The sequence below is a fragment of the Bacillus sp. FJAT-27231 genome, from assembly GCF_001183975.1.
Classification (GTDB): Bacteria; Bacillota; Bacilli; order Bacillales; family Domibacillaceae; genus Pseudobacillus; species Pseudobacillus wudalianchiensis.
Map to the genome: position 1 here is coordinate 162,468 of NZ_LFZU01000001.1, position 15,962 is coordinate 178,429.

Annotated in this window: 18 protein-coding genes, 1 pseudogene and 1 riboswitch; of the genes and pseudogenes, 18 read left to right on the forward strand and 1 reads right to left on the reverse strand. The window is 41.7% G+C overall.

Annotated elements, in window-relative coordinates:
* Positions 1-202: 202 nt before the first annotated feature.
* Positions 203-805: a hypothetical protein gene (locus AC623_RS00825; protein ID WP_049659550.1), complete on the reverse strand. Its 603-nt coding sequence runs from the start codon at positions 803-805 to the stop codon at positions 203-205.
* A 255-nt stretch (positions 806-1,060) separates the two neighbouring features.
* Here AC623_RS00825 and AC623_RS22195 point away from each other — a divergent pair.
* The 18 genes and pseudogenes from AC623_RS22195 to AC623_RS00905 form a co-directional block, all read left to right on the forward strand.
* Positions 1,061-2,215: pseudogene (locus tag AC623_RS22195) on the forward strand (PDC sensor domain-containing protein); the annotation flags it as partial.
* Entirely contained in the window at positions 2,213-3,160 is a 948-nt protein-coding gene (locus AC623_RS22200) for a methyl-accepting chemotaxis protein (RefSeq protein ID WP_442853549.1), read from the forward strand. The pseudogene AC623_RS22195 and the gene AC623_RS22200, both read left to right, overlap by 3 nt.
* Before the next feature lie 331 nt (positions 3,161-3,491).
* Complete coding sequence (locus tag AC623_RS00835) at positions 3,492-4,457, forward strand: cation diffusion facilitator family transporter (RefSeq protein ID WP_049659554.1); 966 nt, start codon at positions 3,492-3,494, stop codon at positions 4,455-4,457.
* 54 nt (positions 4,458-4,511) lie between these two features.
* A riboswitch (guanidine-I (ykkC/yxkD leader) is annotated at positions 4,512-4,614 on the forward strand.
* Between the two features lie 61 nt (positions 4,615-4,675).
* Complete coding sequence (locus AC623_RS00840; protein ID WP_049659556.1) at positions 4,676-5,014, forward strand: DMT family transporter; 339 nt, start codon at positions 4,676-4,678, stop codon at positions 5,012-5,014.
* On the forward strand, positions 5,011-5,325 hold the full coding sequence (locus AC623_RS00845) for a DMT family transporter (RefSeq protein ID WP_049659558.1): 315 nt from the start codon (positions 5,011-5,013) through the stop codon (positions 5,323-5,325). The genes AC623_RS00840 and AC623_RS00845 overlap by 4 nt, the downstream gene beginning before the upstream one ends.
* Positions 5,326-5,489: 164 nt before the next feature.
* Positions 5,490-6,134 carry an SDR family oxidoreductase gene (locus tag AC623_RS00850; RefSeq protein ID WP_049659559.1) on the forward strand — a complete coding sequence of 215 codons (645 nt, stop codon included), beginning with the start codon at positions 5,490-5,492 and terminating at the stop codon, positions 6,132-6,134.
* A gap of 127 nt (positions 6,135-6,261) precedes the next feature.
* Complete coding sequence (locus AC623_RS21665) at positions 6,262-6,432, forward strand: PaaD-like zinc ribbon domain-containing protein (RefSeq protein WP_197090932.1); 171 nt, start codon at positions 6,262-6,264, stop codon at positions 6,430-6,432.
* Between the two features lie 142 nt (positions 6,433-6,574).
* Positions 6,575-7,375, forward strand: a complete 801-nt coding sequence (locus AC623_RS00855; protein ID WP_049659561.1) for an enoyl-CoA hydratase/isomerase family protein — start codon at positions 6,575-6,577, stop codon at positions 7,373-7,375.
* Between the two features lie 166 nt (positions 7,376-7,541).
* Entirely contained in the window at positions 7,542-8,417 is an 876-nt protein-coding gene (paaX, locus tag AC623_RS00860; RefSeq protein WP_049659563.1) for a phenylacetic acid degradation operon negative regulatory protein PaaX, read from the forward strand.
* A 60-nt stretch (positions 8,418-8,477) separates the two neighbouring features.
* Positions 8,478-9,248: an enoyl-CoA hydratase/isomerase family protein gene (locus AC623_RS00865; protein ID WP_049659565.1), complete on the forward strand. Its 771-nt coding sequence runs from the start codon at positions 8,478-8,480 to the stop codon at positions 9,246-9,248.
* Positions 9,249-9,291: 43 nt separating this feature from the next.
* Complete coding sequence (locus AC623_RS00870; RefSeq protein WP_049659567.1) at positions 9,292-10,275, forward strand: MBL fold metallo-hydrolase; 984 nt, start codon at positions 9,292-9,294, stop codon at positions 10,273-10,275.
* A 302-nt stretch (positions 10,276-10,577) separates the two neighbouring features.
* A complete protein-coding gene (locus AC623_RS00875; protein WP_049659569.1) occupies positions 10,578-11,516 on the forward strand; it encodes a Phenylacetic acid catabolic protein in 939 nt (312 codons plus the stop codon).
* Positions 11,513-11,839, forward strand: a complete 327-nt coding sequence (locus AC623_RS00880) for a metal-sulfur cluster assembly factor (RefSeq protein ID WP_049659570.1) — start codon at positions 11,513-11,515, stop codon at positions 11,837-11,839. The genes AC623_RS00875 and AC623_RS00880 overlap by 4 nt, the downstream gene beginning before the upstream one ends.
* Positions 11,836-12,066, forward strand: coding sequence for a hypothetical protein (locus AC623_RS00885; RefSeq protein WP_049659572.1), 231 nt, complete (start codon positions 11,836-11,838; stop codon positions 12,064-12,066). The genes AC623_RS00880 and AC623_RS00885 overlap by 4 nt, the downstream gene beginning before the upstream one ends.
* Before the next feature lie 5 nt (positions 12,067-12,071).
* Positions 12,072-12,713 (forward strand): Phenylacetic acid catabolic protein, encoded by a 642-nt coding sequence (locus AC623_RS00890; protein ID WP_049659574.1) that lies wholly within the window; start codon positions 12,072-12,074, stop codon positions 12,711-12,713.
* 79 nt (positions 12,714-12,792) lie between these two features.
* Positions 12,793-13,593 carry an enoyl-CoA hydratase/isomerase family protein gene (locus tag AC623_RS00895; RefSeq protein ID WP_049659576.1) on the forward strand — a complete coding sequence of 267 codons (801 nt, stop codon included), beginning with the start codon at positions 12,793-12,795 and terminating at the stop codon, positions 13,591-13,593.
* Positions 13,594-13,789: 196 nt separating this feature from the next.
* Positions 13,790-15,379, forward strand: coding sequence for a benzoate-CoA ligase family protein (locus AC623_RS00900; RefSeq protein WP_049659578.1), 1,590 nt, complete (start codon positions 13,790-13,792; stop codon positions 15,377-15,379).
* A 38-nt stretch (positions 15,380-15,417) separates the two neighbouring features.
* Complete coding sequence (locus tag AC623_RS00905) at positions 15,418-15,864, forward strand: acyl-CoA thioesterase (RefSeq protein ID WP_049659580.1); 447 nt, start codon at positions 15,418-15,420, stop codon at positions 15,862-15,864.
* The last annotated feature ends 98 nt before the right edge of the window (positions 15,865-15,962 follow it).

The following is a 15,962-nucleotide window of genomic DNA, read 5'->3' on the forward strand; positions in this document are numbered from 1 at the left end:
TAAAACAATAAAAAAACAGGGAGGCGGACTATGGGGTTCGACTTCGAGAAACTGCATATCATCTCCATAAATTTTGTAATCAATTTCATGGTTATTCATCAAAATTCCTCCTTTTCACAACAGGTAGTACGGCTAGTGATAAAAAGATTTCATCGTTTTAAAAACATTTTGTAAAAGAAGGGAAAATGATGAGAGATTTTTATTAGTCGGTGATGTCTTTCTTCTGTGCCTTGGTCCATTCGACTTTGTACAATAAGGCGATTTCCGTTTCTTTCAGTCCCTGTGGCAGCTCCCCATGCTCGCTATTGAGGGACATCATGCTGTTGTTGGTTGTGCTAGCCCAGCCGGTGAGATAGACGTGTTTATCTTTCTTTAAAGTTATTTTTTCATGAACTAAACTGCTGAATGACCAGGTCCACATCTTGTATTCAAATTCTATTGTAGCCAGTCCGTCCGGCGATCCTTCAAGCAGCTTCATTGAATGCTTTCCGGTTCCTGTATCACTTGTGCCAAAAGAAATGATTTTATCTCGGAATACGTGCTTTATTTCACCGAACGATACGAGCATATTTTGTTCGAACTTCCCATCTCTATACAAGACAACTGTATATTGAATATCGTCTCCCTTTTTCAGTGTCCCATTCAATTTAAAAAATTCAATTTGATCTGCCCCAGTTTTACTAATCAGTTCTTTTTCTCTTTTATTTAAACTATAGGGTTCAATTGTAAGGTTTGTGCTTGCTGATGTTTGCAGCTTCCTAGTATCTGCACATCCAGCTGCCAATAAAATAAAGTTGATAAACACTCCTCATTTTAATAACTGTTTCCTCTGTCTCTCCTTTTAGGAAAGGATGGTATCTATGGAGTCTCTTATTACATTACATCTTAATTAACTATTGGAATATTGTTAATATTTTAACTAATTTTACTAGGTAAACAACTAAATGATAATTTTATGCTTATTTTTGTAAAAAAGTATTCCGACCTATTAACTATTTTTGGACTTAGCCGATTAAATCATGGGACAGCTTATGGAAAGGGAGCGAAGAGGATGAGGAAGATGAGAAAAACAAAAAGTATTGCATGGAAACTGTCGGGATTGGTTATCGGTTTGTTCTTATTGCTTTTTGTAGTGTATTCTATTGTGACGAATACCATTTTATACAATAAAAGCGTAGAGGATTCGGAAAATTACGCGAATGAACATGCGAAATTATATGCAGCTGGTCTAAGCCAGCGCTTTGAACACACAAGCAAAACATTAATGACTGCAAAGCATATGTTTGAAGCTTTAAATGATGAAAAAAAGATGACAGCCCAATCTGCTTTGAAGATGGTTGAGAAGAACCTTGCTGAAAACCCTAATATTTTTGGCATGGGACTCATACTGGAAAGCAATTCAGTTCCTATTGAAAGCACGATGAATAAAACGCTAATTGATCAGCAGCGTCGTTTTATCCCTTACTTGTACAAAGAAGGAGATTCTATTCATACCGAGGCAATCAATGGATATGAAACAGAAGGGGACGGAGACTGGTATCAAATTCCCAAGAAAGAGGGACGGCCGATTTTAACAGAACCATACGATTATCAGGCTGGAAGCGAGACCATTCCAATGGCGACCATTTCTGTGCCTTTATTTTCAAAAGAAAATAAATTTATTGGAGTCATGACAGCTGACTTTTCCATTGAATTCTTGAATGATGTAGTGAGAAGCATGAAACCGGATGGCGGTTACGCAAGTATCGTCACTGACCAAGGTTTTGTAGTAGCTAACAGTATTAATGAAAAATTAATTGGGACAAACATAGAAGAAGCGTTGGATTGGAAGAAGATTAGATCTGATTTAGGAGAGAGGAAAACCTCTACTTTATATGTCGATTCAAAGCAGCTGAAAGAAAAAGCATTCAATACCTTTGCTCCTGTATCAGTTCAAGGAATTGATGAGGTTTGGTCCGTTCAGACGGTTGTACCAAAGTCTAGCATTTTACGGACTTTTAAAGCCATTTTACTATTAACAATCGTAGCGGCAGTATTAATGATTATTTTAATGGCGATCGCTTCATCCCTATTCATTCACAGGCAGTTAAAGCCTTTAGTTTACTTAAGAAAGTCAATTGAAACAGCCGCATCCGGTGATTTGACGAAAAAAGTGGATCCATCACACATTCGCCAGGATGAGATTGGGATGGTAGCCTCCGCGTTCAATGACATGCTCGATAAAACAAATGAAGCTATAAATGTTGTAAAAGGTTCCTCTGTGCAGTTAAATGATTCTGCTTCCCAAGTGCATCAAGCATTTGAAGAGGTATCAGCTGCGAGTGAAGAGGTATCAGCTGCTATTGATGAAATTGCCCAAGGTGCTTCCCAACAGTCCATGGACACAGAAGATGTGAATCAACGAATAGCAGATCTGTCAGAGCAAATTGATTCGTTGGCTGCTCTATCCAACAGTATGAATCAATTGTCAGTAAAGGCAGGGCAGTCGACGAAGCAAGGAATGGACCAGGTCCAATTGCTGCGTGAACACAATGAAGATACCGATCGGATGAACGAAAAGGTCCAACAGCAGATCCAGACGCTGTCGAATAAAATCGCGAACATTGATATGATTATCGCTTCTATTCATGGTATTACGGCACAGACGAATCTGCTTGCTCTGAATGCGAGCATTGAAGCAGCCCGCGCAGGAGAACATGGAAAAGGCTTTGCTGTTGTGGCGGAGGAAGTAAGAAAGCTGGCAGAGCAATCACGCCAGGAAACAGATGTTATTCAAAAAACGGTTCAGGAAATATTAGAAGAATCAAAACAAACGGTTGCGATCATTACAAAAAATATTGAGTTAGTCGAAGTGAAGAACCAGTCCGTTGTCAGCACAGAATCGGCGTTTAAGGAAAATGCCCAACTAGCCAAACAATTGGGTGAATCGATTGCCGAGCTATCCGCAAAGTTAGACGAGATGATGGAGTATAAAGAACAAGCGATGGAATCGATTCAAAGTGTATCGGCTATTTCAGAAGAAACGGCCGCCTCTGCTGAACAAGTCAGCGCTTCCGCTGCCGAACAAAAAAGGGAAATGGGACGAGTCGCAGTATCGACAGAGAAGATGAACAACATTGCAGGAGAATTAAAAGAAGTAGTTAGCCGTTTTAAAGTGTAATGATTTTTTAAAAACAGGTAAATGACAGAACAAAAGCTCGGAAGGTTCACACGATTATGTGTTCAATCTTCCGAGTTTTTATTGTTTTGGCTCTATAAAAGGTAAATATTGTTTTTTAATATGTTGATTGTAGCGGAAAGCGTCCGCCTGGAGCGAAAATTAACAACTAAGTATAGCAAAGCCATGGTTCTAAGCCACTTCCTAATTTATTTTACTAATCGATCATGGCAGAAAAAGGACTGTCAGATTGCCGCAAATATGCATTTTATAATTTAGTGGATAAATAATAGGTGTTTCAGGGTAAAACAATAAAAAAACAGGGAGGCGGAATATGGGCTTTATTCAATTATTAAAAAAAGGGAATACATCATCAGGCATTGCGGCCATTGGCAACACAGTATTGGCGATTTTGAAGGGGATAGCAGCTGCATTTAGTGGCAGCGGTACGATGTTTGCGTCTGCCATGCACTCGCTGGCGGATGCTGTTAATCAGGGGTTTGTTTACTTTGGCAGCGCTTTGGCAGAAATGAAGCCGTCAAAAAGATTTCCGACCGGATTTGGCAGGCTGATCAATATTTTTTGCATGATAGCTGTGATCGTTGTAACCATTATGGCTTATGAAACGATCATGAAAGGATGGAAGCTTTTAAAGCATCCAGCCGAATCGAGCGATTTTCTATTGAACTTCTTTGTACTGGCAGCGGCTATTGCAGTCGATGGATTTATTTTATTTAAAGCGATGAAAGAGATTGCTGAAGAAGCCGGCGTAAAGGAAAAAGGCAATATCATGGCTACTGCTTTTAAAAATGTAAACAAGGCTTCTCCCGCTACGCGGTTAGTATTTTACGAGGATTTGGTAGCCACATCAGGAGCCGCCCTTGCTTTAATCGGGATCATCCTCGCCCAGTTCTTTGGTGTGCTTGCTGCCGATGGTGTCATTACGATCCTAATCGGTTTGCTGATGATTTTTGTCGCTTTCCGCGTTGGCTATGACAACATGGTAGGATTAATCGGTGTTGCTGCCCCGAGCGATGTAGAAAATAAAATGGCAGATGTATTACTGGCTGATCCTGATGTAGTAGACATTTACAAGATGAGAATTATTCAGGAGGGACGGGTTTACCACATTGATGGTATTGTTGAATTAAAAAAAGGCCTCTCGCTTGCTCAAGCAGATGATATTAAATTTCGGGTGATGGACCGGCTGCTTCGGGAACCGGAAGTAGCCGATGTGACACTTGGCATCATTGAAGATGATGAGAAAAGAGATTGGAAAGGGATGCCGGAGCCGACATAAATCATTGACCATGGCGCCATTTGTTGCTAAAGTAAGGGCATATCAATTTAAATAATTCATGCTTTCTAGGGTTCCGCGGGTAAATCAAATCCGGCCTGGTCCGAGAGAAGGCACACAGATAAATGCTGTGACACGGAGGGATAAAAGCCCGGGAGATTACCACAATATGATCGTGGAATCTTTCGGGCTTTTCTGTTTTTTTAAAGGAGGGGAAATAGATGAATAAAGAATGGATCAAGATATTCGTCGCAGCCTGTTTCGAAGTTCTTTGGGTAGTCGGCTTAAAGCATGCCGATAACCCTTGGGAGTGGGCAGGTACAGTGGTAGCTATTATCGTCAGCTTTTATTTATTAATTGCAGCGGGCAATAAACTGCCAGTTGGTACGGTATATGCGGTTTTTGTTGGTCTGGGAACAGCAGGAACCGTTTTATCAGAAATCATCTTTTTCGGCGAGCCGGTGAAAATCGCCAAACTGTTGTTGATTGTCGTGCTGCTCGTTGGAGTCGTTGGATTGAAGCTCGTTACAGATGAGAAGGAAGGGGAGGAGTCGTCATGAGCTGGGTATATCTTATACTTGCCGGTATTTTTGAAATGATCGGTGTCGCCATGATCAACAGCCTGTATAAAAATAAAAATTGGCAATCCTTCGTTCTGATGCTGGCTGGCTTCGGTGGTAGTTTTCTCTTTCTTGCTCTCGCCATGAAAGCATTGCCAATGGGAACAGCTTATGCCATTTGGACAGGAATTGGTGCTTCCGGTGGCGCCATTTTAGGTATGCTGCTATACGGAGAGTCAAAAGACTGGAGACGAGTTGTTTTCATTGTAATGGTACTCGGAGCAGCTGTTGGTTTAAAGCTTGTCTCTTAATGTACGAGCCGCTTCTTCATGGAGCGGCTCGTATTTTTAGATTAGTGGTCAGTATTCCTCCATTTCTGGTCAGTAAGAGAGAAAATCGGCATAACTAAGCGCTAAAGTTTGAACTGTTTCCTGAAATTTGAAACAATATCGATAAAAGGGAAAGGAGTGAGCGAATGAAAGTATTAGTTGTGGGCGCGAATGGCCAAATTGGCAGACAGGTTGTCGAGCTTCTTCAGGAGAGTGAAGAACATACTGCACGAGCTTTGGTAAGAAGGCAGGAACAGGCTGAATCTTTTGAAAGGTCTGGAGTGGAAGCGGCGGTGGCCGATCTTGAAGGCAGTGTCGAAGAGATCACAGAAGCAGCAAAGGGATGCGAAGCTGTTATCTTCACTGCGGGTTCCGGTGGGCAAACCGGATGGGATAAAACACTTCTGATCGACCTCGATGGAGCAGTAAAAACGATAGAAGCTGCTCAAAAGGCAGGGGTTAGCCGGTTTATTATGGTCAGCGCGCTTCAGGCTCATCGCCGGGAACATTGGAATGAAGCAATTAAGCCTTATTATGTAGCCAAGCATTATGCAGACAAAGTATTGGAATCAAGCGGACTGACGTATACAATTATCCGTCCGGGCGGGCTGCTGAATGAAAAAGGAACGGGGAAAGTAACCGCCGCAGAGAACTTAGATCGTTCCTCTATCCCGAGGGAGGATGTAGCAGAAACGGTAGTCGCTTCACTTAACGAAGGCCATACGTTTAATCGTTCTTTTGATCTTGTTTCAGGAGAGGAGCCTATTTCAGAAGCGCTAAAATGTATATAAATTTTTAGGAGAGCGAAGCTGTAGGAACAGTTTTGCTCTCTTTTTATTTATTGACAATCTAAAAGGAGGTGTAATATCATTATGAAAAATAACCGATAGTAAATAAAACATAAAAGAGGTGTTGGGATTGGAAAATCAAAAAGCAATCGCTCATTGTTCATTTTGTGATTCAGAAGATGTGAACAAGCTGTCTCAATTTGGTACAGCTCAACTCGTTTCTCAATTTTACTGTAATAACTGTCAAAGTGTTTTTGAGTTTATTAGATGGCAGGATGGAGCACATAATAGAGAAAAATGATAGTATAAAAGAATCATTATTTATACGTTTTTATAATTATCGTTAAAAAAATGAAAAAAACTATTGAAAGTTATTTGAAAATTAAGTATATTATGTATTGTAAACGACAGATAATAAAACATAAAAATCAGGAGGGATAAGCATGACACAAGCAGTAGAAACGAAAAAACAAAACCTGACGATTGTAAAAAAGGAAGGAATCGCTGAAATTCATTTGCACGTCAACAAATCCAACTCTTACAGCCTCGAATTCTACCAGGATTTAAATGCAGCGATCGATGAAATCCGTTTCGATAAAGACATTAAAGTGGCTATTTTAATGAGTGACATGCCGAAATTCTTCTCCGCTGGTGCTGATATCAACTTCCTAAAATCCGCTGACCCGAAATTCAAAACGCAATTCTGCCTGTTCTGTAACGAAACATTAGATAAAATGGCACGCTCCCCGCAAATTTATATTGCCTGCCTAGAAGGCCATACAGTCGGAGGCGGTCTGGAAATGGCGCTTGGTTGTGACTTGCGCTTTATGGGAGATGAGGCTGGCCAGATTGGACTTCCAGAAGTGTCACTCGGCGTGCTGGCTGGAACAGGAGGCACACAGCGTTTAGCCCGTCTCGTCGGCTTCTCCCGCGCGCTTGATATGAACATTACCGGCGAAACCTTGTCGCCAAAAGAAGCACTGGATATCGGTCTTGTGAACAAAGTGTTCCCTCAGACAGAGACGAGAGAGAAAACATTAGAGTATGCTAGAAAAATCGTTAACAGTGCGACATATGCTGTATCGAACATTAAGCTGTCCATTATGAATGGAAAAGAAATGCCGCTCAACGCAGCGATCCGCTATGAAGGAGAGTTGCAAAACCTGTTGTTCCGTTCAGAGGATGCGAAAGAAGGATTGAACTCGTTCCTTGAAAAACGTCCGGCTAATTGGCAGGGACAATAAGGAATAACACAGCTTCATCTTTACACAATATCGGCCTTGAACGGTCGATATTGTTTTTTACTGACGCCTCTTCTTGGATGGCCAGCAAAGAAAAAGTTGTATATTTTGGTTCTCATCAGTGATAATTGTAGTCAAATAAAGAAAATGGGAAATGGGATGGTAAAAAATGAAACCAAGATCACTGATGTTTACCTTATACGGAGAATATATACAGCACTACGGGGGAGAGATTTGGATTGGCAGTTTAATTAAGCTCATGTCCCACTTCGGTATATCTGAGTCTTCCAGCAGAGGGGCTACCTTGCGCATGGTTCAGCAAGGATATTTCAATGCTAGAAAGATTGGCAATAAAAGCTATTATTCTTTAACGAATAAAGGAAAGAGAAGCATGCTGGACGGCGTTTCTCGAGTGTATTCCGTAAGAAGCGTAAAATGGGACGGCTATTGGCGCATATTGACCTATTCTGTTCCTGAGGAAAAAAGAGAATTAAGAAATCAAATTCGCAAAGATTTAAGCTGGACGGGGTTCGGTATGATCTCTCCCAGCACGTGGGCGACTCCTAATCCGTTGGAGAAGCAGGTAATGGAGCTCATTAGGGAACATGGGTTAGAGGACTATGTTATCCTCTTCACCTCGAGTTCAATTGTGTCGCATGATAACGAAGAAATTGTGCGCAGAGGCTGGAATTTAGAAGAGATCGGTGCCGCCTATGAAGAATTTATTGAAGAGTACCGCAGGAAATATGAAATATTAAAGGACCGGGCATGGAATAATGAATTGACGGATGAAGAATGCTTTATTGAACGAACAGAACTCGTTCATGAATATCGAAAATTTTTGTTCCTGGACCCTAATTTTCCTGTTGATCTTTTGCCGGAAAATTGGAGCGGGGCGAGAGCACGCGAGCTGTTTTACAATATTCACCAGCTGTTGTCTATTCCTGCGATCAGGTATTTTGAATCTGTATTCGAGCAGGCTTCAGACGGTGAAGTTGTATCAGACCGAAACCGGGCTATTAATCCCTTTATAAATATGATGTAAAAAGCTATTAAGCAGGTGGAAGAACAGAGTCACTATTTAAAGAGAGGGGAGAAAAATAGGATGAATCACTTTAAATTTATAAAGTTTAAGATAGAAGAAAAAGTCGCTTTTCTCACTTTAAACCGGCCGCCAGTTAATATATTAAATATTGAAATGATGAATGAAATTTCAGAAGCCCTTATGAGCATTAGAAAAAGAGAGGATTTGCATGCCTTGGTGATTCAGGCAGAAGGAAAGGCTTTTTCTGCAGGGGCTGCTGTCGAAGACCACATGGGCGATAAAGCAGAGCCAATGCTTCATGCGTTTCATAAAATGTTCCACCTGCTCGTGGAAATTCCTTGTCCAACCGTTGCTGTTGTGGAGGGCGCCGCTCTTGGTGGAGGCTGTGAACTAGCTGTTTTCTGCGATATCGTCTACGCGACTGAGCGAGCTAAATTTGGCCAGCCGGAAATTAACTTAGGGCTGTTTCCGCCAGTTTCCGTCGCGGTATTCCCTTGGCTGACCGGCTTCAATAGAACGATGGAGCTGTTGCTTACAGGAGAAACAATTGACGCCCAAAAAGCATGCGAATGGGGACTAGTTAATCGCATTGTTTCACACGAGGAATCGGAAGCGGCTGTTGAACAGCTGTTAAATAATTTAAGAAGCAAAAGTGCCCTCGCTCTGTCCTTGACGAGAAAGGCTGTCAGAGAAGCGATGGCGTCCAGCTTTTCGGCGTCTATTGGCAAAGTGGAACAAATTTACTTCAGAGATCTTCTGCCTTCAGAGGACGCGCAGGAAGGATTGCATTCATTTGTAGAAAAAAGAGAGCCTGTATGGAAAAACTCATAAAGGCAGCGGAATAGATATCATTGCTTTGAGGGGAGGCGTTTGATTGGATATTCAACGAATAGAAGAGACGATTTACCGGATTCCCATTCCTGTTCCTTTTCCGATGAAGTATGTGTTTTGTTATCTGTTTAAAGAGGAAAATGGTTGGACAGTCGTGGATACGGGTCTTAATTATTCTGAGGCGAGAGAGGCTTGGACGGCTGCTTTTGCAGAGATTGGAGTAAAACCTGCTCTTATTCAAAAAATTTATTTAACCCATTTTCATCCGGATCACTTTGGGCTTGCCGGCTGGCTGCAAGAGCAGACAGAAGCCGATGTTTACATTAGTCAAAAGGATTTTCAAATGGCTCATCGGGTGTGGTCAAGGGAGAGCGTACAAGCAGAAGAGATTATGGAGATGTGTCAGCGACATGGCATGCCGGCTGATTTATCTGAGCAAATTAAGAAGCAGATGAACCAGCTCCATCGTCACGTCCTGCCTTTACCGAAGCTGACTGTTTTGCAGGAAGCAAAAGTAACGCTGGGCGGCTATTTGTGGGAAGTTATTTCTACGCCAGGCCACAGCGACGGCTTAGTTTGCTTTTATCAGCCGGAGAAAAGGCTGCTTTTGGCTGCTGACCATGTGTTGGATAAAATTACACCTAATATTAGCTTATGGCCGGGCGCAAGCGTGAATCCGCTGCAGGATTATTTTGATTCGCTTCAAAAGATTCGTTTTTTAGATGTAAACAAAACACTCCCAGCTCACGGTCATATGATCGATCACCTTTCCCAGCGGGTGCAAGAGATTATAGATCACCATCACAGCCGGTTAAAGGAGATGTCTGCGCTAGCTAAAGACGGCTGTACAGCTTATGAAGTAGCGCAGAAGGTGTTCAGCCACAAAAAACTCAATGCGCACCAATGGAGATTTGCGATGGCGGAGACACTAGCCCACTTAGAGTTTCTCGTTTCAACTGGAGAATTAACTAAAGTAAATGGAAGGACAGCAGTCCAATATATGGCCCCTTCACCTATCGGCACATAGCAGAAAATGCTATGTGTTTTTGTTATGTATTTTTTTCGTCAGTTTGAAAAAGGTGTCGAATTTTAGGGTTCTAGACATTAGAAGATTATCTCTTTATCTGTTTCCACAAAACGAAGCTATAAGAAGAAAGCTGTTCTATAGGAGTTTAAAAGGTATTTTTCATACAAATAACCTTTTAAATTATTCAGAATATTTTATTAGTTTTTTATTGACAAAAAAATAAGTGTGAATTATATTATAAATAACAAACGATAGTTTAAAAAACGTAATATAAAAACTTTGGTGTAAATGAGGTGGAAAATATGGATCAAGCAGAAGTTCTAAAAGAAAAGGTTCAAGAAGGCTTCATGGTTGAAGGGATAGACGATATGAATGAGGAGTATTTGAAAGCGCTTAAACAAACTTTAACCATTGTAGGAGATACTGAGCTTTTGAGCGTGCCGCCATTGTTGACGGTTTATGATCAGGCACCAACGTTAAACAATAAGATTACAGCTTTAGCCATTATGCAGGACGAAATTGGTCATGCTCACATTGCATACCGCCTGCTGAAAGATTTAGGGGAGGACACGGACGGACTTCTATACAACCGTGAACCAAACCGTTGGAAAAACCCTTACGCTTTCGATTTTCAATTATCAAACTGGATTGAGCTCGGAGTATTCAATGCATTGTTTGACCGGGCAGGCTACACACTGTTGGGAGATGCTGGGCAACACACTTCCTACGGCCCTTGGAGACGGGCGCTCGTAAAGGTTGATAAAGAGGAGTTATTCCACTTAAGAAATGGCGAAATTATTATGAGGTCAGCGATGAAAGATCCTGAGTTGAGAGAAAAAGTTCAAGAAGCAGTCGACTGGATGTTCATTATGGCGTTAGAGTTTTTCGGTGTAGCAGATAACTTGAAGAGCCGTTCACAGCAAATTGAATATAAATTAAAGGGCAAAACAAATGACGAACTCCGCCAAACATGGCTTTCGACCGCTGTTCCATTTTGTGAATCAATCGGTGTAAAGGTGCCGGCGCATTATGATGAAGAAACAGAAAAATTTGTGTTAGATGTCCCATTCCCTTGTAAGTTTGATGTAGAAAATAAAAAGTGGTTATTTGACCAGCCGGACACTTGGGACAATGTCATTAAACGTTTTAAAGCACGCGGACCTCAAAATCAGCAGTTTGTTGAAAGAATTCAGCAGGGAGCAAAAGAACTCGAGAAATTGAGAAATGAGGCGGTATCATGACAGCAGTTTCAACCAATACACAAAAATACTGGGAAGCCTTGAAGGAAGTGATGGACCCTGAGTTTCCAATCAGCGTAGTAGACATGGGGCTCATATATGACATTCAAGAAGAAGACGGTGTAATTGATATTACGATGACATTTACAGCTGTAGGCTGCGCCTGTACAGAATGGATTCAGGGGGATATCGAAAAAAGGCTCATGGAAGAAACAGAGGTACGACAAGTCAACATCGAGGTTGTCTGGGATCCGCCTTGGACGGTCGCCAGACTAAGCCCAGAGGCGCGTAAAAGAATGAAAAGCTGGGGGGTTAGCTCACGATGATAGAACAGCTTGAAAAAAGAACGACATTCGATGTATTCACCCGCATTAAGCGCGGAGACAATCTCGTCCATATTGGTACAATTGATGCGGAAACGGCGGAGCTGGCGAAAGTATATGCTGCTTATACGTATGATGAAGAAGATTGGGTAGAGATGTGTGTGGTTGAACGGAACCAGTTAAATTGGGTGAAAAAGCCTAAAGGGCTGTTTGCCGGGAAAGGAGCATAATGAACATGGCAGAACAAACAGCGGGTTTACAATCATTTATTGAATTAATTGAAACCATCGCAGATAACAAATATGTGATGGGAGACCGACTCGTTGAAGTTGGTGTAAGCGGTCCCAATTTAGAAGCCACACTGGCTGCTATTGCAATGGCTCAAGGAGAGTTGGGTCATGCCAGACTTCTGTACAATTGGAGCTTTGATCTGAAAGAGCTGAAAAAAAAGCCGGATATTGAAAGTCAAACCGGAAAAGCTTTTCCAGCTATCGTTAATGTGAATAATTGGATTGCACTCATTGCCTCTCTTTATGCAGCGAATGTAGCCATCGATCTTATCTTAAGAGCCGTTCTCGATTCCGGGCAATCAAAAGCTGCTTCGCGCATCCAGAAATTAATCAATGAACAAAACGAGCACCTCATTTACTCCGAAAACTGGGCAAGGCAGCTGTTAAACGATAAAGGAGCCATCCCGAGCAAATTTAAAGAGGCTCTAAGTGAAGCCGTTTCTCAAGCAGAAGCATGGTTAAACCATGTCGAGCAGCAAATAGAACTAGCAGAAGCCGGATATATAGCTGAAAATCTTTCCCTTCAACAAGCCTTCAAGTCGCAAATCGATCAATTAAATGTTCAAACCCTTGTTAGCACCAAATAAGTATGGAATGCTTATTGCTTATATAAACAGTTATCCAGCCATTGGCCAAAATAAATCATAAACAGTAGGAGGAATACACATGACACAAGCAGTAGAAACGAAAAAACAAAACCTGACGATTGTAAAAAAGGAAGGAATCGCTGAAATTCATTTGCACGTCAACAAATCCAACTCTTACAGCCTCGAATTCTACCAGGATTTAAATGCAGCGATCGATGAAATCCGTTTCGATAAAGACATTAAAGTGGCTATTTTAATGAGTGACATGCCGAAATTCTTCTCCGCTGGTGCTGATATCAACTTCCTAAAATCCGCTGACCCGAAATTCAAAACGCAATTCTGCCTGTTCTGTAACGAAACATTAGATAAAATGGCACGCTCCCCGCAAATTTATATTGCCTGCCTGGAAGGCCATACGGTTGGAGGCGGCCTGGAAATGGCGCTTGGCTGCGACCTGCGCTTTATGGGAGATGAGGCTGGCCAGATTGGACTTCCAGAAGTGTCACTCGGCGTGCTGGCTGGAACAGGAGGCACACAGCGTTTAGCCCGTCTCGTCGGCTTCTCCCGCGCGCTTGATATGAACATTACCGGCGAAACCTTGTCGCCAAAAGAAGCACTGGATATCGGCCTTGTGAACAAAGTGTTCCCTCAGGCAGAGACGAGAGAGAAAACATTAGAGTATGCTAGAAAAATCGTTAACAGTGCGACATATGCTGTATCGAACATTAAGCTGTCCATTATGAATGGAAAAGAAATGCCGCTCAACGCAGCGATCCGCTATGAAGGAGAGTTGCAAAACCTGTTGTTCCGTTCAGAGGATGCGAAAGAAGGATTGAACTCGTTCCTTGAAAAACGCCCGGCTAATTGGCAGGGGCAGTAAGTTAAAAAACATACAATATTCTGACAATTCTTATCTGTACTCTTGTATAATAAATAATTGAATACTTTCTGTAATCCACCGCCCAAAATGAATAGGAAAGAGCCAAAGGCTTCCCTACTGTCTCACTTTGGGCGGATTTTTTCAAGAATATAAGTTTGAAAATTAAAAAAACTTATGTAGGAAGGTGAATAATCAGATGGATTTGCGCGGTGTTGGCATACCTTACAATCTTACTCAGCAATTTATTGAGGAAAATATTTTCCGGGGGTTTGGAGATAAGACAGCCATTTATTATCAGGATGAAGAAATTACCTATCATATGTTGAAAGACAAAGTACATCAGACAGCTAACATGCTCCAGGAAATTGGAGTGAAAATGGAAGAACGTATCCTGATCAGCTGTCATGATACACCTGAGTTTATTTACTCATTTTTGGGAGCGGTCAAAATGGGGGCCGTATCAATCCCGGTAAATACAAAGATGCAGCCATCTGACTATGAATATTATTTAAACGACAGCCGCGCCAAAGTATTTATTGTACATGACGATATTTGGGGAAAAATTGCTCATCTAAGAAGCCGATTTATCTTTCTAGAGCATGTCGTTATTATCTACGAGAATGCTACGGAGGAATTTAACAATACAATCAATTTTAAACGCTCCATTATTACGCAGAGCGTGGAGTTTACTTCTCCATATACTACCGAGGATGATGCGGCATTTTGGTTATATAGTTCAGGAAGCACCGGAAATCCAAAAGGCGTTATTCATCTGCAGCATGATATAGAATTTGCCGTTAGGACGTATTCGAAAACGGTCTTGCAAACGACCTCAGAAGACCGCTTTCTTTCCGCTTCCAAGCTTTACTTTGCTTACGGATTAGGAGGAGGCTTGTATTTTCCGTTAGCTGAAGGGGGTTCGACTGTATTGATTAAAGAGCCTTCATCGGCTGAAGCGATGTTTAAAGCGATAGAAAAGTACCGGCCAACGATCTTTTTAGGCGTGCCTACGCTTTATGGTGCGATGCTTGATCATGTCCAAAAGAGCGGCAAACAATATGACTTGTCTTCGTTAAGACTATGTACATCAGCTGGAGAGGCATTGCCGTCTTCCTTCATAAAAAAATGGAAAGAGCTTTTTCAGGTTGATATTCTAGACGGCATTGGTTCAACGGAAGCTCTGCATATCTTTATCTCCAATCGGATTGGGGACATTAAAGAAGGAAGCACAGGAAAAATCGTCCAAGGCTATGAGGCGAAAGTAGTGAATGAACAAGGTATTCCACTTCCGCCAAATGAAATCGGCGATTTAATTATATGCGGCGACAGTATTGCTCACGGATACTGGAACTTGCATGAGCAAAACAAGCAAAAGTTTATCGGCAGATGGCTGCATACCGGAGATAAGTATTATATAGATGAAGAGGGCTATTTTTGGTACTGCGGCCGGACAGATGACATGCTGAAAGTAGGCGGAATTTGGGTTTCACCTGTGGAAATCGAAAATTGCTTATTGGAGCATGAAGCGGTTCTAGAAGCAGCTGTCGTAGGAGAAAAAACGGAGAATAACCTTGTTGTCCCGAAAGCTTATATCGTTTTAAAAGAGCAGTGGAAGGCCTCTAAAAAGCTGGAAACAAGCATCCAAGAATTCGTCAAGCAGCAGCTGGCTCGCTATAAATATCCCCGCATCATTCAGTTTATTGATGAGCTGCCTAAAACAACAACAGGAAAAATCCAGCGCTACAAATTGAGAGAACTCATTCAAGACGGAACGATAAAACTATAAAATAAGCTCCCGGCAGATAAGAGAAAGAGGAGAAAAGAATGAAGAATGAATTCCAAGTTCGTGTGAATTTCGGAGATACAGATGCGGCAGGCATTGTCTATTATCCTAATTATTTTAAGTGGTTCGACATTGCCGGACACCAGTTTTTTAGAAGTATAGGCTTAGCTCCTGCCAAGCTGACTGAAGAACAAAATATCATCCTTCCTCTTCTTGATGTCCGCTGCACATTTGAACATCCGCTGCATTATGACGATGTCATTACCATCCGAACGAGTGTAGCAGAAGTAAATAATAGAACCATTAAGCTTACCCATGAAGTATATAAAGAAGAAATAAAAACGGGCTTCGGCTATGAGCTGCGGGGGTGGGTGAAGAAAGAAAACGATCAAATTGCTGCTGTGCCTATCCCTGCTAGAGTAAGAGAATTACTTCAGCAGGAAGGATTCGGAGAAAATAAGCAGATAAATCCATGGTTGAATGCGTAATATAAATCCAGAAAAATAGGTTCCTTTCCTGGTAGGTGACGCCTTTACAGTCTGCAAAAACGGTGTATAGAAAAGATTTATACACCATTTTTGCATCA